The 16661-nt window shown below is 58.0% G+C and carries 28 protein-coding genes; 12 read left to right on the top strand and 16 right to left on the bottom strand.

Annotated elements, in window-relative coordinates; genetic code table 11:
• Positions 1-2: 2 nt before the first annotated feature.
• Complete coding sequence (gene cobF / locus B9A31_RS07235; RefSeq protein WP_084296829.1) at positions 3-746, bottom strand: precorrin-6A synthase (deacetylating); 744 nt, start codon at positions 744-746, stop codon at positions 3-5.
• 67 nt (positions 747-813) lie between these two features.
• Entirely contained in the window at positions 814-2103 is a 1290-nt protein-coding gene (locus B9A31_RS07230; RefSeq protein ID WP_019099471.1) for an OprD family porin, read from the bottom strand.
• A gap of 361 nt (positions 2104-2464) precedes the next feature.
• Between B9A31_RS07230 and B9A31_RS07225 the strand changes: the two genes are divergently transcribed.
• From B9A31_RS07225 to B9A31_RS07215, 3 genes are all read left to right on the top strand, one after another.
• The gene (locus B9A31_RS07225; protein ID WP_016711134.1) at positions 2465-2824 is read left to right on the top strand and encodes a histone-like nucleoid-structuring protein, MvaT/MvaU family; all 360 of its coding nucleotides are present in this window, start codon (positions 2465-2467) and stop codon (positions 2822-2824) included.
• Positions 2825-3049: 225 nt separating this feature from the next.
• The gene (gloA, locus tag B9A31_RS07220) at positions 3050-3577 is read left to right on the top strand and encodes a lactoylglutathione lyase (RefSeq protein WP_016711135.1); all 528 of its coding nucleotides are present in this window, start codon (positions 3050-3052) and stop codon (positions 3575-3577) included.
• 97 nt (positions 3578-3674) lie between these two features.
• A complete protein-coding gene (locus B9A31_RS07215; protein WP_019099472.1) occupies positions 3675-3917 on the top strand; it encodes a hypothetical protein in 243 nt (80 codons plus the stop codon).
• A 56-nt stretch (positions 3918-3973) separates the two neighbouring features.
• Here B9A31_RS07215 and B9A31_RS07210 read toward each other — a convergent pair whose 3' ends face one another.
• A complete protein-coding gene (locus tag B9A31_RS07210; protein WP_084296828.1) occupies positions 3974-4795 on the bottom strand; it encodes a shikimate 5-dehydrogenase in 822 nt (273 codons plus the stop codon).
• A 161-nt stretch (positions 4796-4956) separates the two neighbouring features.
• Between B9A31_RS07210 and B9A31_RS07205 the strand changes: the two genes are divergently transcribed.
• Positions 4957-5301, top strand: coding sequence for a hypothetical protein (locus tag B9A31_RS07205; RefSeq protein ID WP_025752674.1), 345 nt, complete (start codon positions 4957-4959; stop codon positions 5299-5301).
• A gap of 94 nt (positions 5302-5395) precedes the next feature.
• Positions 5396-5578: a hypothetical protein gene (locus B9A31_RS07200; RefSeq protein WP_016711139.1), complete on the top strand. Its 183-nt coding sequence runs from the start codon at positions 5396-5398 to the stop codon at positions 5576-5578.
• A gap of 75 nt (positions 5579-5653) precedes the next feature.
• Here the strand turns inward: B9A31_RS07200 and B9A31_RS07195 are convergent, their stop codons facing one another.
• Complete coding sequence (locus B9A31_RS07195) at positions 5654-5968, bottom strand: hypothetical protein (RefSeq protein WP_016711140.1); 315 nt, start codon at positions 5966-5968, stop codon at positions 5654-5656.
• A 164-nt stretch (positions 5969-6132) separates the two neighbouring features.
• Here B9A31_RS07195 and B9A31_RS07190 point away from each other — a divergent pair, with 164 nt between their 5' ends.
• Positions 6133-6957: a S24 family peptidase gene (locus B9A31_RS07190; protein ID WP_019097705.1), complete on the top strand. Its 825-nt coding sequence runs from the start codon at positions 6133-6135 to the stop codon at positions 6955-6957.
• A gap of 37 nt (positions 6958-6994) precedes the next feature.
• Here B9A31_RS07190 and B9A31_RS07185 read toward each other — a convergent pair whose 3' ends face one another.
• Positions 6995-7321 carry a DUF1654 domain-containing protein gene (locus B9A31_RS07185; protein ID WP_016711142.1) on the bottom strand — a complete coding sequence of 109 codons (327 nt, stop codon included), beginning with the start codon at positions 7319-7321 and terminating at the stop codon, positions 6995-6997.
• Positions 7322-7559: 238 nt separating this feature from the next.
• Here B9A31_RS07185 and B9A31_RS07180 point away from each other — a divergent pair, with 238 nt between their 5' ends.
• The 5 genes from B9A31_RS07180 (at position 7560) to B9A31_RS07160 (ending at position 10858) form a co-directional block, all read left to right on the top strand.
• Positions 7560-8234, top strand: coding sequence for a polysaccharide lyase family 7 protein (locus B9A31_RS07180; RefSeq protein WP_016711143.1), 675 nt, complete (start codon positions 7560-7562; stop codon positions 8232-8234).
• A 158-nt stretch (positions 8235-8392) separates the two neighbouring features.
• Entirely contained in the window at positions 8393-8629 is a 237-nt protein-coding gene (locus tag B9A31_RS07175) for an Arm DNA-binding domain-containing protein (RefSeq protein WP_019097706.1), read from the top strand.
• A 560-nt stretch (positions 8630-9189) separates the two neighbouring features.
• On the top strand, positions 9190-9675 hold the full coding sequence (locus B9A31_RS07170) for a P-loop nucleotide/nucleoside kinase family protein (protein WP_084296827.1): 486 nt from the start codon (positions 9190-9192) through the stop codon (positions 9673-9675).
• Between the two features lie 104 nt (positions 9676-9779).
• The gene (locus tag B9A31_RS07165; RefSeq protein ID WP_084296826.1) at positions 9780-10262 is read left to right on the top strand and encodes a DUF6998 domain-containing protein; all 483 of its coding nucleotides are present in this window, start codon (positions 9780-9782) and stop codon (positions 10260-10262) included.
• Positions 10263-10507: 245 nt separating this feature from the next.
• Positions 10508-10858: a hypothetical protein gene (locus tag B9A31_RS07160; protein WP_084296825.1), complete on the top strand. Its 351-nt coding sequence runs from the start codon at positions 10508-10510 to the stop codon at positions 10856-10858.
• A gap of 139 nt (positions 10859-10997) precedes the next feature.
• On the opposite strand, the gene B9A31_RS27425 is transcribed toward B9A31_RS07160, so the two are convergent.
• Complete coding sequence (locus B9A31_RS27425) at positions 10998-11303, bottom strand: hypothetical protein (protein WP_084296824.1); 306 nt, start codon at positions 11301-11303, stop codon at positions 10998-11000.
• The gene (locus tag B9A31_RS07150) at positions 11300-11593 is read right to left on the bottom strand and encodes a hypothetical protein (protein WP_084296823.1); all 294 of its coding nucleotides are present in this window, start codon (positions 11591-11593) and stop codon (positions 11300-11302) included. The genes B9A31_RS27425 and B9A31_RS07150 overlap by 4 nt, the downstream gene beginning before the upstream one ends.
• Before the next feature lie 108 nt (positions 11594-11701).
• Between B9A31_RS07150 and B9A31_RS07145 the strand changes: the two genes are divergently transcribed.
• Complete coding sequence (locus tag B9A31_RS07145) at positions 11702-12397, top strand: SOS response-associated peptidase (protein WP_084296822.1); 696 nt, start codon at positions 11702-11704, stop codon at positions 12395-12397.
• On the opposite strand, the gene B9A31_RS07140 is transcribed toward B9A31_RS07145, so the two are convergent.
• From B9A31_RS07140 to B9A31_RS07100, 9 genes are all read right to left on the bottom strand, one after another.
• Positions 12360-12566 (bottom strand): hypothetical protein, encoded by a 207-nt coding sequence (locus tag B9A31_RS07140; protein WP_084296821.1) that lies wholly within the window; start codon positions 12564-12566, stop codon positions 12360-12362. The genes B9A31_RS07145 and B9A31_RS07140 overlap by 38 nt on opposite strands.
• 24 nt (positions 12567-12590) lie before the next feature.
• Complete coding sequence (locus B9A31_RS07135) at positions 12591-12803, bottom strand: hypothetical protein (RefSeq protein WP_084296820.1); 213 nt, start codon at positions 12801-12803, stop codon at positions 12591-12593.
• A 98-nt stretch (positions 12804-12901) separates the two neighbouring features.
• Positions 12902-13615 carry a hypothetical protein gene (locus tag B9A31_RS07130; protein WP_143512019.1) on the bottom strand — a complete coding sequence of 238 codons (714 nt, stop codon included), beginning with the start codon at positions 13613-13615 and terminating at the stop codon, positions 12902-12904.
• Entirely contained in the window at positions 13615-14295 is a 681-nt protein-coding gene (locus tag B9A31_RS07125; protein WP_143512017.1) for a hypothetical protein, read from the bottom strand. Before B9A31_RS07125 ends, B9A31_RS07130 begins: the two co-directional genes overlap by 1 nt.
• A gap of 155 nt (positions 14296-14450) precedes the next feature.
• A complete protein-coding gene (locus B9A31_RS07120) occupies positions 14451-14966 on the bottom strand; it encodes a DUF2514 domain-containing protein (protein ID WP_084296817.1) in 516 nt (171 codons plus the stop codon).
• The gene (locus B9A31_RS07115) at positions 14951-15268 is read right to left on the bottom strand and encodes a ubiquitination-like system serine protease family protein (RefSeq protein WP_084296816.1); all 318 of its coding nucleotides are present in this window, start codon (positions 15266-15268) and stop codon (positions 14951-14953) included. The genes B9A31_RS07120 and B9A31_RS07115 overlap by 16 nt, the downstream gene beginning before the upstream one ends.
• Positions 15265-15717 carry a structural protein P5 gene (locus B9A31_RS07110; RefSeq protein ID WP_084296815.1) on the bottom strand — a complete coding sequence of 151 codons (453 nt, stop codon included), beginning with the start codon at positions 15715-15717 and terminating at the stop codon, positions 15265-15267. The genes B9A31_RS07115 and B9A31_RS07110 overlap by 4 nt, the downstream gene beginning before the upstream one ends.
• 58 nt (positions 15718-15775) lie before the next feature.
• Complete coding sequence (locus B9A31_RS07105) at positions 15776-16006, bottom strand: hypothetical protein (RefSeq protein ID WP_084296814.1); 231 nt, start codon at positions 16004-16006, stop codon at positions 15776-15778.
• A 62-nt stretch (positions 16007-16068) separates the two neighbouring features.
• Positions 16069-16653, bottom strand: coding sequence for a tail fiber assembly protein (locus B9A31_RS07100; RefSeq protein ID WP_084296813.1), 585 nt, complete (start codon positions 16651-16653; stop codon positions 16069-16071).
• Between the last annotated feature and the right edge of the window lie 8 nt (positions 16654-16661).

Below are 16661 nucleotides of genomic sequence, written 5' to 3'. Positions count from 1 at the left end.
AACTACCTGCGCAACAGGTAGGTATCCATGATCCACCCCTTGCGCCGCCGCTCCCGCTCACGCACTTCCAGAATCTGCGCCTTCACCGCCTGTAGCGGCCCGGCAATCAGCACTTCATCCTCAGTCCCCAGGTAAGCGCCCCAGTAGATGACCAACGCCGGGTCATCAAGCTGGGCAAACGCGCACTGCCCGTCGAGCATCACCACCACGTTGTCGATAGGCCCCTGTTCGGTCAGGCGCCGCCCTGGCAGCACGGTCAGCGGCTCGCCAATGCGGTTGAGTGGCACCTGATGACGTGCAGCCAGCGCCTGCACACTGCTGATGCCAGGGATAATCTGCAGGCGCAGCGCCACGCCGCGTTCACGGACCAGGTCGAGTATGCGCAAGGTGCTGTCGTACAGGGTCGGCTCGCCCCACAGCAGAAAAGCGCCGGTTTCGCCGTCGCCAATTTCCTGTTCGATCAACTGCCCATACAGCGCAGCCCTCTGCCGGTGCCAAGCCTGCACCGCTACCAGGTAATCATCCGCCCGGGCGTCGCGCAAAGGGTCGGCTACCTGTAGCAGGCGATAGCCGCCCTCAGGCCGGTAGCGTTGCAGAATGCCCGTGCGCAGACGCACCAGCTCATCCTTGTTGCGACCTTTGTCGAGCACGAAGAACACACTGGCCTTTCGCAACGCATCGACTGCCTCATAGGTGACCTGGCGCGGGTCACCCGGGCCGATGCCGATCAACAACAGATTTTTCATTGTCCTGCCCTTTGCGGGAACCAGCCGCCATTGTCAGTTGGCTGCTGGTATTTGGCAAAGCAGTCGCTTAGAAGATCGAGAAGTTATAGCTGACAATTACCCGTGTCTCGTCCATGTCACGCGCCCACTTCTCGTAGTTACTGCGGTAAGTGGAATTACGCAGGCGTACACTGACATCCTTGAATGTGCCACTTTGCACCTGGTACTTGAACTCGGTGTCGCGTTCCCATTCCTTGCCTTCAGCCGTGCTGCCCGGCACCTTGATATTGTCGCCGTTGATGTAACGGGTGAAGAAGGTAAGGCCGGGCACACCCAGCGCCTTGAAGTCATAGTCATAGCGCACCTGCCAGGAGCGCTCCTGGGCGGCGGCGAAGTCGTTGACCTGCGCGTAGTTGACCAGGTACGGGTTGCTGCCATCCAGATACGGCATGGCGCTGTCGCCATACATGCGTTGCCAGCCGGCACTGATCTTGTGGCCCCCCAGGCTGTAGCCGAGCATGCCACTGAAAGCGCGGTGGTCGATTGCCCCGGCGCGGGCATTGCCGATGTCGTCACTCTTGATCAGCCGCAGGTCGGCCGACAGGCTACCCACTGCCAACGGCTGGCTGGCCACCAGGCCGAGGAAGTGCTGGCGGTAGATATTCTCCAGCTTGGCCACCTGGTACTGGGCGCTGAAGCGCTCGTTGAAACGGTAATCGACACCGGCCAGGTCGAAGTGGTCGGCTTCGATATCGCAGGCATAGCGCTTGTTCTTGCAGTGCACGCGAATGTCCTGGCGGTCGGTGGAATCCCGAGCGGTGTATTTGTCCAGGCGAGCCAGGGTGAACTTCAGATCGTGCAGTTCTTCAGAGGTGAGCATGGCGCCATGGAACATGGTCGGCAGCAGGCGGCCATCGTTGTACTTGAGCAACGGCACATCCGGCATCATCGAACCGTACTTGAGCACGGTGTTGGAGACCTTGACCTTTGCCGCCAGGCCCATCTTCGCGTACTGGTCGGCCGAGTGCCGTGGGTCGTGGCCGGAAGACGGCAGCAAACCACTGTTACTGTCGGCCGGGCTGGAATCCAGTTTGAAGCCGACCATACCCAGTGCATCCACACCAAAACCTACCGGGCCCTGGGTATAACCCGACTGCACATTGAGGATGAAGCCTTGTGCCCACTCTTCGCGCTTGGACGCACCCTGGCTGGAACTGCTGTGGCCGTCACGGAAATCCCGGTTGAAATAGACATTGCGTGCTTCAAGCTTCGCACTGCTGTCTTCCATAAAACCGGCGGCCTGGGCATTGACGCCGGCACACAACAGGAACAGGCCGGCAACACGACGCCCGGGGGCGAGGGGGAAAGGGGCAAACATGCGAGGAAACATCCAGAATGAAAACGGGTTAACAACCTGTGGCACGTGTTGGCCACGGTACTGCGACAGGCCAGAACAGTAGCCGGCCATCATCTGAAATGATCGCGCAAAGGCTCTGGCACGGGCCATTGGACCATGGTCTAAGCGCCCAGGCAGGCCACCACAGAAAACCGGCGAAACAACGCACGCAAAACTAGGAAAGTTCCCAACTTACTTACAAAAAGTTAGCAGTTTACCCAGTACCCATGAATGACTACACTCGATATCAGCGAACAGCAGAACCCACCCGCGTGGCCGGCGTTTTCATTCTTCTTCAATGTTCGTCACGCCCTGCCACGACCGACGTACAGGAGTGATTACAGTGTCCAGACTTGCAGAGTTTCGTGCTGCCGAAAAAGCGCTCCAGGAACAGATGGCGCAACTGGAGGCGTTGAAAAAGGATGCCGGCCTAAAACGCGAAATCGAATTCGAGCAGAAACTAGTCGGCCTGATGAAAAGCTATGACAAGAACCTGCGCGATATCATCGCCATCCTCGACCCGAAAGCCGTGACCCGGGTATCCGGCGCCGCGCCCAAGCAACAGCGCCGCCCACGCGTGGTGAAGGTGTATCAAAACCCGCACACCGGCGAGCGAATCGAGACCAAAGGCGGCAACCACCGCGGGCTCAAGGCCTGGAAAGAACAGTACGGCGCCGCGACGGTAGAAAGCTGGGTACGCTGATGAAACGTCCACGTGTACTTCACACTTTTTTCACAAGGGCTGGCTCAGTATCGAGACAGCTAAAGGACTAGCGACCCCATCACGCGCCCGCACATGCGGGCCTCTAATTCCAGCGCCCTGCCTTGTGCAGGGCGCTTTCATTTGCGCTATTGGCGCACTGCCGTATCATGGTCAGCCTGTCCGTTTTGCCGGTGCCCTGTGCCCGGCCCCGTCTCAGGAGTTCTCATGAGCCTGCACGATCTGCAAACCCTGCCTGGCGTCACCGCCCAGCCAGACACCGCCACCGCCCAGTTCGTCTTCAACCACACCATGCTGCGGGTCAAGGACATCGAGAAATCGCTGGACTTCTACACCCGCGTGCTGGGCTTTCGCCTGGTAGACAAGCGCGACTTCCCCGAAGCCGCTTTCAGCCTGTACTTCCTGGCCCTGGTCGACCCGGCGCAGATCCCTGCCGATGACGCCGCACGCCACCAGTGGATGAAGTCGATCCCTGGCGTACTGGAGCTGACCCACAACCACGGCACCGAAAACGATGCCGAGTTTGCCTACCACAACGGCAACACCGACCCACGCGGGTTTGGCCACATCTGCATTTCGGTGCCGGACGTGCGCGCCGCCTGTGCACGCTTCGAAGCACTGGACGTACCGTTCCAGAAACGCCTGCAGGACGGGCGCATGAACCACCTGGCCTTCGTCAAAGACCCGGACGGTTACTGGGTGGAAGTGATCCAGCCAACCGAGCTCAAAGGCTAAGCGTTTATCGCCGTGCGCTCGTCGGGCCGGGAACTCCCGGCCCCTTGCTGTGGTATATGAAGGTAACTGCTTCACATGCCACAGCGAGGTAAGGACGATGCAATCTCTTCACTGTGAATACCGCAAGCACACCATCACCGCCAGCGTGATGCCGCACCCCGACTCCCCCCTGCCCTATGCCGCCGGCTGCCTGATCACCGCCCCTGACGGGCACACCAGCAGGCGCATGTCGATGCCAATGAAGTTTTTCTCGGACCTTGAGAATGCGCAGCATGTGTCACTGGCCCACGGCCGGGCTTTGGTTGACCAGCAACTGGATGAGGGGCACAAGGTGTTCTGACCCTGCCTTGAACCTGTACCGGCCCTCTAGCTGCGCAAGGGCCGGCACAGCAGCCACTAGATATCCCGCGCGTACGACACTGCCGCATCCACCTGGGCCCGTGTCGGCCTTACCCCGGTGTACAGCACAAACTGCTCCAGCGCCTGCAACGCAATCACCTCCAGGCCCGTGATGACCGGCTTGCCCAACGCCTGCGCCCGGCGGATCAGCGGGGTTTGCGCCGGCATCGCCACCACATCGAACACCCGCTCAGCCGCTGCAATGGCAAGCTCGGAAAACGCCATTTCTTCGGCCTCCGGTCCTCCCGCCATCCCGATCGGCGTCACGTTCACCAGCATCGGCGGGCAGATGTCTCCCAGGTCCGGTACCCAGCGATAGCCACAGATATCCGCCAACTGGCGCCCGGCTTGCTCATTGCGCGCAACGATCATGCCCTCGGCAAAGCCGGCATCGCGCAAGGCACTGGCCACGGCCTTGGCCATGCCACCACTGCCGCGCAGGGCAAAGGCAGTGCCCGGGTCGACCTGATGCTGTGCCAGCAACTGGCGAACAGCCAGGTAGTCGGTGTTGTAAGCCTTCAGGTGCCCATTGGTGTTGACCAAGGTATTCACCGATTCAATGGCCGCAGCCGACGGGTCAATTTCGTCGACCAGGGCCATGCAGGCCTCCTTGTACGGCATCGACACACCGCAACCGCGGATACCCAACGCTCGGATACCCGCCACCGCCGCGGGCAGGTCATCCGTGCGCATGGCCTTGTAATAGAAGTCCAGGCCCAACTGCTGGTACAGGTGGTTGTGAAAACGCACGCCGAAGGTGCCGGGGCGCCCGGCCAGGGAGATGCACAATACCGTGTCCCTGCTGGGAGTTGTCGACATAACCTGCTCCTTTGTCATAACTGAAACGTTTATTCAGCGTACCAGAGCCAACCACTGGTCGTCCCTTACATAACCTTTACCGTTTCCCTGTAATCAGCTGACGGAGACCGGAGTCATAGTAGTAAGGCCCCGAACGAGGGGTTTTCCTGCGAGGTTGCGTTATGAACCGTCTCATTCCCGGAATTGCCTTGCTGATCGGTGCCTTGGCCGTCAGCGGACCTGCTGCTGCGCATGGCGGCCATGGCGGCGGCGGTTGGTATGGGCCGGGCCCACTGCTGGGCGCGGCGGTGGTCGGCGCGGTGGTCGGGGCAACGGTGTATGGCGGACGTGACCGTACCGTGTATGTCGAACGCCAGCCGGTCTACTACGGGCCGCCGCCAGTTTATGTGCAACCGCCACCGCAGCCGGTGTACTACCAGCCGTACTACGCCCCAGCACCACCGCCCCCGGGCTACCGCACCTACTACGGCCCACCGCCGGTGTATTACGGCCCGCCGCGCTGGTAAAGGTTGATAGAACTAATGACCACTATTGAGCACGTTGATTTCAAACCGCCCCGGCTGCTGCGTATGGTAGGGCCATGTCTTGCAGGAGGTCCCCATGGCCACTATCCATATCATGTCCGTCGTCGGCAGCGCCGTTCCCGCCTCACTGCGTGAGCAGGGCCTGCTGGCTTGCTGGTACCTGGTACGCAACGGTGAAGCCGTGAGCGGCCCGATGCCGACACTGGCCTCGGCCCAGGCACTGGTTGAACAGTTGCAACCCGGCACCCTGGTTGCCTGACCCGAATGTGTTGTGCGTCGCTCCCTACGCCCTTATGGCCCGCCAAGATGGTGGGCTTTTTTTTGCCTGGGCCCCTCAGCGTTGCGAGCTACGACTCAACTGGCTGCTCAGCACCATGATCTTGCCCTGAAGCCGCCCTACCGTCAGTACCAGCTCGTTGCGCTCCCTGGCCAGCTGGTCCGCTTTGGTTTCTGCCTCTCGGCGGGCATCCCGCTCAATGTCCAGCAGCTCGGTCAGGCGGCGAATGACTGCAACATCCGCGCTGTCCATCGCACGTTCGGCCGCATCCTTGGACAACCACTTGCGCAGCCACAGAAACGCACCTAGCAGCACAGTGCCCGTACCGCTCAGCCAAGTGACTGTGCCCGGGCCGAGGTCGGTCGGATCCATGTGAACCTCATTACCAATGATGATGTGATGAGCACTGGAGAAAAGTGTCTCGCTGGCTTTTCTTGTTTGCCGCTTTAATTTAGCCTACAGCTAATTTCATCACAAGAGGCAATTTAGCCATGCGCACATTTAGCAGCGAGCTAAACACTGGCATGCTTTGCCCTATGGACATCTACGGCATTCGCAAACACAACCTGGTCAAGTTGATCGGCAGCCAGAGAAAGGGATCCTGCGCAGAGCGCTGGGGGATGGCGCCTGCACACCTGAGCCAGATCCTTTCTGACAAGACCGCAAAAAACCTGGGCGATGACGTGGCCCGCCGGATCGAGGGCATCGAAGGCCTGCCACGCGGGTGGTTCGACGCACTGTCGACAGGTGACCCGGTACAGTTGCCGGTCGAAACCGGCGACGGCAAGCTTTCTGCGGCCGACCTGGTCAAGCAGATGCTTGCCAGAAGTGGCAAAGGCATCCCCGAAGAAACCCGGCAGCGGTTGCTGGCCGCAGCTGAAGAGCCGCTGGACGCCACACGGGTGAAAGCTGAGCTTGTCCGCCCTGGCCTGGTGGGTGATGAAGTATGGATTGCCCACTACGACGTGCGGGCTGCCATGGGCGGTGGCCAGATCCCCCACGATTACCCGGAAATGTTCAAGGACGTTCGCGTCAGTCCCAGCCATCTTCGCGAGCTGGGTGTGGAATTCACTGAACACCACCACCTCAAGATGGTGACCGGCTGGGGCCAGTCAATGGAGCCGACCATCAAGCACCGTGACCCACTGATCGTGGACGTGAGCATCCGGGATTTCGTGGGCGACGGGATCTACTTCTTTTCCTGGGGCGATCACATCTACATCAAGCGGCTGCAAATCGCGGATGAGGACCACTTCGAGATGATCTCAGACAACTCACGGCACAAGGACCGCATGATTCGCCGCGAAGAAACCTACATCCAGGCCCGGGTGCTGCTGGTGTGGAATGCACACTTGGTATAACGCCCATGCCCGCCCCCAGGCGGGCTCTTCATGAGGCTCAGAACGGCGCCTGCGCTTCGACCTCCTCCGCCTTGCTGTCCTGCTCAACGATGAAGTCATCGCGCTCCTCCACACTGCTGCGCGCCCAACGTACGGTAACGCTCTCGTCATCGTTGAACGTAAGGTCCAACTCGGACGTTTCGGACAACAGGCCCATCACCTCTTCCCACTCCGCATCACCGTCGGTGTCCAGGCGATGCACCACAACCCAGCGTTGGGTCTGCGCGACCGGGTGGTTGATCATCGACGACACCCGCAGGCTAAGACGCTCGATTCCGGTCATTGCCTGACGCTGCCGGGAAGTTGACTGCATGTGCATAGACATATTCTCATCCTGAAAGCTGTATATCTGTACAGTATCCGAGAAAAGCTTATCTCACCGCCAAATCCAGCGTAAAGCCCCCCGCTGAAAATTTTCCCGATTGTGTAAATTTGCGCAAAGCGAAATTTATTTAGCCTTAAGCTATTGACTGGAATTTAGCCTAGCGCTAATTTTTATCCCGCAGCCGCAAACGCGGCCGCCAGAGCCCCCAGCCAATCCTCGCTTTGCGTCAGGAGTTCATATGACCGTAGACATCAGCAACCTCATCATCGCTACGCCGGTAGCCGTATCCTCGACCAACCCCGTTGCACTCGAACTCAACGGTGCCGAAGCGATTGCCAGCTACCCGAGCATCGTCAAGGTCCTCAGCGATGGTTCGATCCAGTTCTCAGCCCCCACTAAAGGCGCCTCAAGCAAAAGCACCCGCAGGACCCGCTGCGAGTGGACGGAAACTGAGGATTGGACGCTGGCCAGTGCCCAGGATCACTGGAACTACCAAACCATGACGCTGACCAAGGTCAACGCTGCGCAGAAGGTGGTCATCGCCCAGATGCACGTACGTGGGGACGATAGCCCGCCGGTGAAGGTGTTCTGGAACAAGGGCAACATCACGCTGGGTTTTCGGCGCACCTACAACCAGGCCGACCCGGTGAACTCGACAGTGCTGAAAGGCGTGCCGCTGGGGGGCAGGTTCATCGTCAGCATCCACACCACGTCTGCCGGCGTGGTCAACGTGACGGCCAAATACAATGGTGTTTCCGGCTCGTCAGGTAATTTGCAACTCGACAGTACCTGGGCGCCACGGTTGTTCGAATTCCACGGCGGCATCTACAACCAGGTTGACTACACCGATACAACACCGGCCGATGACGGCTCGATCTGCATCATCAGCGAACTGTCGCTGATCCACCGCTGAACGATGCAAGCCCGAAAGGCATCCCGGTGCCCTGCCCAACACGGGTTGCGCCGGGATCGCCGTGACACGCCGAGCCATTGATTAGTCTCGATGAGTCATATTGTTGCCTTCCCGCTCCCAGACTAATAATTGACTGTCTGCCTGGGGAGGCGCGAAACATGCAATCAAGATTCGTTATTGTCCCTGCCGTGCCAGTGGAAGGTGATGCGTTGCGCATCGGTAACCGGTTCTATGCCGCTACCACTTCGGGCGGTTTCGATATCTATGACAACCAGGAAAAACAGCGGCTCAAGCGGGGCTATGTCAACAAGTCCGAAGCGGCGGCCGCGTGCACATTGATGAACGCAGAATCACGCAACCCAAAAGAGTTGTTTCCCATCCTGCGTACAGACTGATTTGCTATCCGACCTGATCAAGGCCGCGCCGAGCGGCCATCGCGGCCGTGCGCCTGAAATCAGGCCCTGCTCCGCTACAGGATTAAATTTCCTTCACCTTGCGCCCTTTAGTCATAAGGCATTCGACAGCGTTTGGGCCATACTCCACAGATGTTTTTTGGGGTTTGGCGAGTTTTCGAAAGTGAGGAAAGCCCGTATTTACGGGCCTTCCAGCCCATCCCGATACACTGCATCCCACTGGAAAACACAGCCATTGGTACAAAAATTGGTACGAGCTGGCTGTACGCACATACAGCGGTTTTCCGTCACCAAACCTCATCCCATGCCGCCAACATCACCATGCAGTATTTCAGGGGTGGTTAGCGGTGGCGGAGGGTTGATTTCATTGGCGCAAACACCCCGCCACCACCCTCATTTCCCTTTCAGTGGTATCAAAATTGGTTTCAGCCGATAGCTGTCGCTATCTGTCCGCTTTCGACCCAAAGCAGACAGTGAGTGGCCGCTGGTTGCTTCGAAGCTATTCAATAAGCATCATCTGGGCTCGACAAGGAGACGTCCCCATGCCCACACCACCGCTTCATCTCATGACTGGCAAGATTGCATCCGGCAAATCAACGTTGGCAAAAAGTTTGGCTACCGAACTGTCGGCGGTTCTGTTAAGCGAGGATCATTGGCTCTCAAAGCTTTACCCAGGCCAGGTCAAGTCAGTGACCGATTACGTTCGCTTCTCGCGCCAGATTAGAGAGGTGGTGGGCCCGCTCGTCACTGATATGTTGCGTGCCGGAGTGACAGTCGTCCTGGATTTCCCTGCCAACACTCTCCAGGATCGGCAATGGTTGCGGAGCCTGGCTGACGCGGCCGAGGTTGCCCATTGCGTTCATTACCTCGAGGTACACGACGATGTCTGTCGAAGCAGATTGCATATTCGTAACAGCCGTGCCGAACATGAATTTGCTGCGACCGACGCCGAGTTTGATCTGATCACCAGCTACTTTCAGGCGCCCGATAAGAATGAGGGGCTCCAGATCGAAATTCATCGCATTTGACGCACCGCTGGGGTCGGCTACACCGAACATTCGCTCCGCAGAGGCCGGATTATGAAAATCCTGTATAACTGAACGGCCAAAGCTGACCTTGACGTCCGCATACGATGATCACCCAAGACCGTATCCAGCAGCTGTTCGACAAATACTTTGAGCTGATTCAATTGGAGACGGTTGAATTCGGTGTAAGCGCTACGGAGGTACGCCACCTTCTAGGGCGCCTGGGGGAGTTCTACTGCGCGTTAGAGCTGGAAGGCACCCTCGCTCACCTAACCAACCAGCATGGCTTCGATGTGATCTGCAGGAGTGGTAGAAAGGTAAGCGTTAAGACGACGGCTCAGAAAAACGGATTTGTTCCTATCGGTAGGTCGACCATCGACAGAGTTGACGACCTAATGGTCATCCAATACCAAGACGGTGCGCTATCCACTGTGTATTACGGACCTATCACGCAGGCAATCGCAGCAGCCCGCTACTACCCGCCAACCGGAAACTATGAGCTCGATCTATCCAAGGCGCGCCGGCTGACAACCACTGCCAGCCCTTCTATGAAAGATGCCCTAGCTGTTCCTCCAGGTGGAGACCTATAAAAAGACAGCGGCTTTCAAGACCGTGGTATAAGCGCCCTATCCATGCGGCATGAGGGGCAAATTCGATCCCAAAACAAAGACGAAACGGCACGGCTACAAGCCGCATACTGCAAGGGTCGCCGTTTCGGTTTTGGAATCGATTTTCAGCCCAATTGCCATCCATCCGGTAGCCATTTGAGGTCATGGCATCGTGACATCAAACGCTCTATGCTTGCGCGCGCCATCACTGACTTGGAGCTAGCACCATGACAAGGCTTGCTGCGGTAATCGGATTGATCGCCCTTTCTCCTGCTGCATTCGCAGGCTGCTTCGGTAGCGGCTCGTTCCAGACATGTACCGATAACAGCGGGAACAGTTATAACGTTCAGCGATTCGGCAACACCACCAATGTACAAGGGTTCAATGCTGGCACTGGCTCGTCATGGAACCAGCACAGCACCACCATCGGCAATACCACCTTCCATAACGGTACCTCTGCAAATGGGAATTCTTGGAACGGAACCAGTCAGCGGATAGGCAACACCGTTATCAACAGTGGTGTGGACTCCCGCGGAAACGCCTATCGCTCGACCTGCAATAGCTACGGCTGCTACTGAGCATTCAGTAATGCAGCAGTAGTGTGAGAAACGGTCCTCAGGCCGCGCCGCTAGCGGCCTGCGAATCGCAACTGTCTAATACGATTCGGCGAGTTTCACCGGCTTTCGCCCAGCAAAACCGAGAAGCTTAAGCTCAGTTTTAGACAGCTCTCTTCCCCCTTCCCGGCGTCCCGCCGACAGCGATCCTTCCTGGCTCGCGCTCAACCCAACCCTCATACTCGAAAAGGCCCAAGTGCCGAGCTTCTTCGTGCTCTAGCAGCGCCCACGCCCGTGCCGATTCCGCCAGCTCCAGCATATCAACCAGGTCATCGTCTCCAACCTCTCGACGACGATGGGCGGCATAGGCCATCTCGGCGAGCACGGCAGCGCGCCCATCGGGATCTGTAACCAAGGCAAATCGGTCATTCAGTTCATCCATCCATGCTTGCGGTATCCCGGCCATCATTCTGCTCTGCACCACCAAGACTGCGCATACAGCACGCCGTCAACCTCTTCTATCCCGTTAATGTTGATGCCGAGCTGGGCCATACCGTTGACCTTCGCGTCGTGCAGCCGGGGGATGATGTCGGGCCCCGGCGCAGGGCTGAACACCCAGGCCTGGGTCGATACCCGGCCCAGAGGCTCGCTGTGGTGGTCACCAATGTGGATGTCGGCCTTCAGGGGCTGGATCCTCCTGAGCTGATCGGACGGGATGGCCACGCCATTCACGCGGCGGCGAACGAGGAGGAAGTACATACTGCACCATGCACTGTATATAGATACAGTATTTCAGCATCAGGAAAAGCAACCGCGCCAGTACCGCTCGGCGGACTATGCTTGTTTGCTCATGCAGGAGGGCGGCGTATGTGTGGAAGGTTGAGTCAGTACCGAGGCATACACGACTTCGTTGAAACCCTGAGCCTGCCAGAGGCCTGGAAGAACAACGTCGGCGACGAGCCTCTTGGCCGGTACAACGTCGCGCCGACCACGCCGGTGGCAGTGCTGAGGGTTGATGACGCAGGCCCGCGCGCTGACCTGGTGAGGTGGGGATGGCGGCCGCATTGGGCGACCGACCGTGCTGCGCCGATAAATGCCAGGGTCGAAAAGGTGGCGCACGGCCCATTCTTCCGAGCGATCTGGCCGCACCGAGCAGTCACCCCCATCGACGGCTGGTACGAATGGGTTGATGAGGGTGGACCGAAGAAGCAGCCGTATTACATTCGCCGTCGTGACGGGCTCCCCGCCCTATGTGCCAGCATCGGCCAGTTTGCGGGTGGCGAGCACGACGGGTTTGTCATCCTCACCGCCGATGCCCAGGGCGGCATGGTCGACGTGCACGATCGTAGGCCTGTCGTGCTGTCACCTGAGCTGGCATACGAGTGGATCGCGGCAGGAATGCCGAGCGAGCATGCGGAGCAACTGGTGCTCAAACTAGGCGAGCCGGCCGAGGCCTTCGAGTGGTACCAAGTTAGCACGGCCGTTGGCAATGTGCGTAATCAAGGCGCCGAACTAATCAAGCCAATTAGTGAACCGGGCCAGCAGGACCGCCTAACACTTTGAGCTGGTAGTCGGTGACCGCCTGGAACTGCGACTCCGCAATCAGGCGCAACCGCTCAACTTCATCGGCTGGCCTGCCAGCACCCTGGGCTTCGTGATAACGCTTCATGGCGTCCACGGCATTGGCATACATTGGATGGTCAGGGAAAAGGATCGGCGGCTTACACTTCATCGGGGATCCATCCTGAGGAGGCCATCACTGAATGGTAGACGGTGCCCGCCCTGCTTGGATTAACTGGTAATCGATAACCGCTCGGTATAGCGAATCGGCCAGCAGGCGAAGGCGCTCGGCCTCTTCCGGCGGCGCGCCACGGTCCTGGGCCTGGTGGTAATCCCGCATGGCATCGATGGCCTGCTGTATCAGCGGCTCGCCAGCCTCGACCATGCCAATGAAGGTGCGCTTGTCCAATACAGTGCTCCATCAATTTAACCGTCTAATGTTAGGCCGACTCATGCGATTTAGCATAAGATTTCCTCATAAAAGCCTGAAGATGCCACCCCACTAAATCACATCACTGATTTAGATGCAGAAACAAGGTCGGGTGCAAAATGATACATAGCGATCATCGATACAAACGACAAAAACAGCACGACGACCAAAACAAACCATGCGATGCCTGAGTGCCGCAATGTATTAAATTGCCAACCAATCAAAACATTAAAGCCGATGAGTAAGCACCAAAAAACCAGAACCAGACCACAAGCTGCTGCGACATTCTGAGCCTTGGAAAAAACGTTGATCGACACCGTGATAAATGCGAAAAACGATACAAATATAGACAATGCAGACACCGCATTCCCTTTAATAGAACTTACTTCCTCCTGCAAGCGTATTTGTGTCTCAATTGATTTTTCCGTGAGTTCTCGAGCTGAATCAAGGCTCGCTTGAATAGAGTTCATCATGCCAGTCGAATCACGCAACATTTTAGCCACCTTCCTCTCTGCCTGAGAGATAAATGTAGCCTTTTCTTTATAAAGCTCATCTAGCTTCGCATTAACCTGAGCAAAAGCCACTTGCATATAGTCGTCAATTTTCTTATTAGCATCAATCTCTGAATCTACCGAGGTCGACACCTGTGGCGATGGATTCGACGAGGCTGTCGGTATATTGGAAGAAACGCTTGAACTGGAAGTCGATTTCGCAGAGGCGGACCTAAAGCTTTGGGCAAAGAGCTTGGCTATCAAATCGGAATTCGCTCCGGACGAGCTTTTATTATCCATTAGAACAACCCTTCGCCGCTATTGACAAACAGCTCAATACTATCGAGCGACGCGACCTGATCAAAAGCCTCTACTATAGAGCCAACTTGAGATGCCGCTATTACTACAGGATGCAGTGGATCATTGTTGATATCACGCACGCACACAACTCCTGTCAGGCCAGCTGGACCGACCCCATTTGTTATGGTGTATAGGCTATTCGCGGACCATTCCCCAATGGTAGCCTTCTTCGTTACAGACATGGAAAAATCAGAGACTTGCTCTGAAGAAAACTTTGCTAAGGCTTCTATCATGTCCTGCGCTGGCGTGTCGCTCTGACTGAAGGCATTTTTTATCCAACCAATCCTTGTGAAATTAAACCCTTTCTCATCTAATAGACTACCAAGCGCCTCACACTTAACTCTGAAGTTATCGATATGCGACTGATCAAGCCCCAGCGGTAGCTCAAGAATAAAGTCAATACGAGCCCTGCTCATTGACAAACGATAACCTTCAGCCGTATTGATATGCAATCGAGGAAATTCCGAAGGCATACCTGGCTGCTCAGGAATTAACATCGGCTCATACTCTCCGATATCAAGCCTACTCCGAATTAGAGAGCTTAAGTCATCCGCTCGAACCGCTCCACTACCGACAAAAAGGGCCAATTGGCAAGAATAAAAAAAACCTTTATCAAACATACTGATCTCGCAATTAGAAACGGACTTCTCAATCTCGAGCACAGAGGAGGAGGAAGGGCATCTCCCCTCAACGCCAAGGACGACTTGCTCCAAAGGATAGCGGTAGCGAGGATTTTCTTAAAGGATGATCATGTGGTTTACGAGAGAGGATTGAATCACTCGAAGAAAGCGTCATACTCAAGTACGCATTGGTCGCCAGCTACTCGGGCTCGATCATACGCCTTCGCCAACTCTCGATTCGCTTCGACAGACCGCTCGAGCAAGTCGGAGAGCACCATGGCGGCGCGGGTGGCTGCCTGGCCTCTGGCGATAGCGGCGGTATCCGTGCCGGGGCAACTGACGGTGGCGGCGAGCTTGGCTCCTTCGTCGCGCAACCGCTGGCCAGCAGCATCGGCGTCAGCAGCGCCAGCATCAGCAATCGTTCGTTCTTTCTGGGCATTGGCTCTCGCCTCCTCCTGCGCCGTGGCGCGTCGTTGTTCTTCCTGCCGGGCGCTGCGCTCACCGACCACTTCGGCCAGCCGGTCACCGCTGTCTCGTTGTGCTGTTACCTGTCCGGCGTTCGCTCGCTCTACCGAGCGGCCGTGCTGGTAGGCACCCCAGTAGGAGCCGAACACCAGGAGCACGGCCAGCAAGCGCAGTGGGAGTGAAAGTTTCGCTACCAGCTGTTCCATGCCGCCTCCCACTCTGGAAGGTCGACCGTTTGCCCGGCCAGGCCGTGAGTGCTGTCGGCGAGATACTGGATGCGGCCATCGGTCACGAAGGAGTGGCAGACCGTTTCTTTACTACCCATGCGGTACCGCGACAGCACAGACGGCGTGAAAGTCGGTGCGTCTGCATTCTCGTTGTACCCCCAGCGCGGGCCACGGCCTGCGCCCACGTTCAGGCTATGCGGGAGCTTGCAACCATTGCAGAAGAACCAGAGCGATCCGTCTTCGGCCTGGCCGAGGCATCGACCAATCGTTTTGATCGTCATGCCAGCGCCCTCCGCACGCCCTCATCAATGACCGCCGGTGAGTATGGGTTTCCGCCGTTCTCGTGGACGATGATGCCCACCACCGCCTCGCGCAGCACCTGCGGCTTGGAGATGTCGATGGAGTCGCGCACGCCAACGCCGAGGCGCTTGGCAATGGCCTGCGCGTAGGCCAAGGTGTTGTTCTCGCTGGAGGGTGCCCAGCGGCTGATGAATTCCAGCGGGGTGTCAATACCTGGGCGACCAACTCCGGGCAAACCGTCCTTGCCCCGGTAGTTGAGCAGCAACTTGCCTAAGGCCCGGATCCCGTTCTCGGCCTGGTCGAACCTGGCGAAGCGCGGCTTGGCCACGCCTACCTCAATGCCCAGCTGTCCCTGCCAGGCATTGCGTGGGTTGAAATCGATGTTGCCGGGGTTTCGATTGCGGACGCCGCGAGGTGTGGCTGTAGTCATAGGTTTCTCCAGGCACAAAAAAGCCCGCACTCGGCGGGCCTGGGATGGTTTCAGGGAGTTAGGCAGCGGGCTCTTCAGGCGCCGGTGCGGTCTCGGGCTCAGCCGGCTCTTTCGCGGTGATCGAAACCTTGGCGCTGTACTCCTTCAGTACCTGGGCGGTGAATACTTGGGCAGTCGGGAACTGGTTGAGGATCGCGCGGGCGCGGGCGTCAGCATCCTCGGGATCGGCAAAGCGGGTGTTGTTCTCAGGGTCGTAGGCGTTGCTGAGGTTGATGGCGATGTAAGGCATCGGTTTTTCTCCAGGCAAAAAAATACCGCCGGGTGGCGGTTGGGTTTAGGTGTTGCTGTGAGTCAGGCCGGTAGCGCAGGCCAGTCGATTTCAGTTGGCCAGCCGGACTGCTCTGGCACTCGGTTCAGCAGAACACGGTATCGCTGCCAGTCCTTAAGCTTGGCGGCCTCCTCCTCGCTGGCCATCTCCAAAGCCACGGCATCGGCCAGAGGCGCCACAGCCAGGTCAGCCTCCCTACGGAGGTGGGCAATGGTGGCCAGCGTCAGCACCTCGGCCTGCTGGGCTACCGTCTGCATGAGGCTCCAGTCAATCTGGGCGAAGCCGAGCGTCGGGAAATGCTCTTCGGCTGGCTTGCCAGGAAGAGCGACGCGGCCGTCGGGCACATCCACCAGATCGCTGGGGAAGCGCTCGGCCTCGGTCGACTCCGGGCTGTTCGGCAGAAAAAGGGTCAGCACCACCTGACCGCCAATACGGCGGATCGGGGTGGCTAGCCATGCCGAGCCGATGGCGTTAACGGGAAGCGCGGCGCCCTCCACGAGGTTAGCCAGGTCAATGGTCAAGCCATTGATGTTCAACTGCTCGCCGTTCTTCCACACAGCGAGCTGCTGCGGCGGATGCATCTCCTGAGGCGAAAGTTTGATAATCATGCTGGCCC

It is taken from the genome of Pseudomonas sp. URIL14HWK12:I5, assembly GCF_900176445.1.
Taxonomy (GTDB): Bacteria; Pseudomonadota; Gammaproteobacteria; order Pseudomonadales; family Pseudomonadaceae; genus Aquipseudomonas; species Aquipseudomonas monteilii.
The sequence above is the reverse complement of the archived record's forward strand: the minus strand, read 5'-3'. Positions and strand labels throughout refer to the sequence as shown.

Bases quoted from the DNA above. Each gene is read 5' to 3' on its own strand.
- B9A31_RS07190 (WP_019097705.1), top strand. From the start codon at position 6,133: ATGGACATCTACGGCATTCGCAAACACAACCTGGTCAAGTTGATCGGC.
- cobF (WP_084296829.1), bottom strand. From the start codon at position 746: ATGAAAAATCTGTTGTTGATCGGCATCGGCCCGGGTGACCCGCGCCAG.
- B9A31_RS07165 (WP_084296826.1), top strand. From the start codon at position 9,780: ATGATCACCCAAGACCGTATCCAGCAGCTGTTCGACAAATACTTTGAG.
- B9A31_RS07140 (WP_084296821.1), bottom strand. From the start codon at position 12,566: ATGAAGTGTAAGCCGCCGATCCTTTTCCCTGACCATCCAATGTATGCC.
- B9A31_RS07120 (WP_084296817.1), bottom strand. From the start codon at position 14,966: ATGGAACAGCTGGTAGCGAAACTTTCACTCCCACTGCGCTTGCTGGCC.
- B9A31_RS07145 (WP_084296822.1), top strand. From the start codon at position 11,702: ATGTGTGGAAGGTTGAGTCAGTACCGAGGCATACACGACTTCGTTGAA.
- B9A31_RS07195 (WP_016711140.1), bottom strand. From the start codon at position 5,968: ATGGATCCGACCGACCTCGGCCCGGGCACAGTCACTTGGCTGAGCGGT.
- B9A31_RS07125 (WP_143512017.1), bottom strand. From the start codon at position 14,295: ATGTTTGATAAAGGTTTTTTTTATTCTTGCCAATTGGCCCTTTTTGTC.
- B9A31_RS07105 (WP_084296814.1), bottom strand. From the start codon at position 16,006: ATGCCTTACATCGCCATCAACCTCAGCAACGCCTACGACCCTGAGAAC.
- B9A31_RS07175 (WP_019097706.1), top strand. From the start codon at position 8,393: ATGCAATCAAGATTCGTTATTGTCCCTGCCGTGCCAGTGGAAGGTGAT.
- B9A31_RS07210 (WP_084296828.1), bottom strand. From the start codon at position 4,795: ATGTCGACAACTCCCAGCAGGGACACGGTATTGTGCATCTCCCTGGCC.
- B9A31_RS07100 (WP_084296813.1), bottom strand. From the start codon at position 16,653: ATGATTATCAAACTTTCGCCTCAGGAGATGCATCCGCCGCAGCAGCTC.
- B9A31_RS07160 (WP_084296825.1), top strand. From the start codon at position 10,508: ATGACAAGGCTTGCTGCGGTAATCGGATTGATCGCCCTTTCTCCTGCT.
- B9A31_RS27425 (WP_084296824.1), bottom strand. From the start codon at position 11,303: ATGATGGCCGGGATACCGCAAGCATGGATGGATGAACTGAATGACCGA.
- B9A31_RS07230 (WP_019099471.1), bottom strand. From the start codon at position 2,103: ATGTTTGCCCCTTTCCCCCTCGCCCCCGGGCGTCGTGTTGCCGGCCTG.
- B9A31_RS07110 (WP_084296815.1), bottom strand. From the start codon at position 15,717: ATGACTACAGCCACACCTCGCGGCGTCCGCAATCGAAACCCCGGCAAC.
- B9A31_RS07130 (WP_143512019.1), bottom strand. From the start codon at position 13,615: ATGGATAATAAAAGCTCGTCCGGAGCGAATTCCGATTTGATAGCCAAG.
- B9A31_RS07205 (WP_025752674.1), top strand. From the start codon at position 4,957: ATGAACCGTCTCATTCCCGGAATTGCCTTGCTGATCGGTGCCTTGGCC.
- B9A31_RS07180 (WP_016711143.1), top strand. From the start codon at position 7,560: ATGACCGTAGACATCAGCAACCTCATCATCGCTACGCCGGTAGCCGTA.
- gloA (WP_016711135.1), top strand. From the start codon at position 3,050: ATGAGCCTGCACGATCTGCAAACCCTGCCTGGCGTCACCGCCCAGCCA.
- B9A31_RS07170 (WP_084296827.1), top strand. From the start codon at position 9,190: ATGCCCACACCACCGCTTCATCTCATGACTGGCAAGATTGCATCCGGC.
- B9A31_RS07150 (WP_084296823.1), bottom strand. From the start codon at position 11,593: ATGTACTTCCTCCTCGTTCGCCGCCGCGTGAATGGCGTGGCCATCCCG.
- B9A31_RS07115 (WP_084296816.1), bottom strand. From the start codon at position 15,268: ATGACGATCAAAACGATTGGTCGATGCCTCGGCCAGGCCGAAGACGGA.
- B9A31_RS07185 (WP_016711142.1), bottom strand. From the start codon at position 7,321: ATGTCTATGCACATGCAGTCAACTTCCCGGCAGCGTCAGGCAATGACC.
- B9A31_RS07215 (WP_019099472.1), top strand. From the start codon at position 3,675: ATGCAATCTCTTCACTGTGAATACCGCAAGCACACCATCACCGCCAGC.
- B9A31_RS07200 (WP_016711139.1), top strand. From the start codon at position 5,396: ATGGCCACTATCCATATCATGTCCGTCGTCGGCAGCGCCGTTCCCGCC.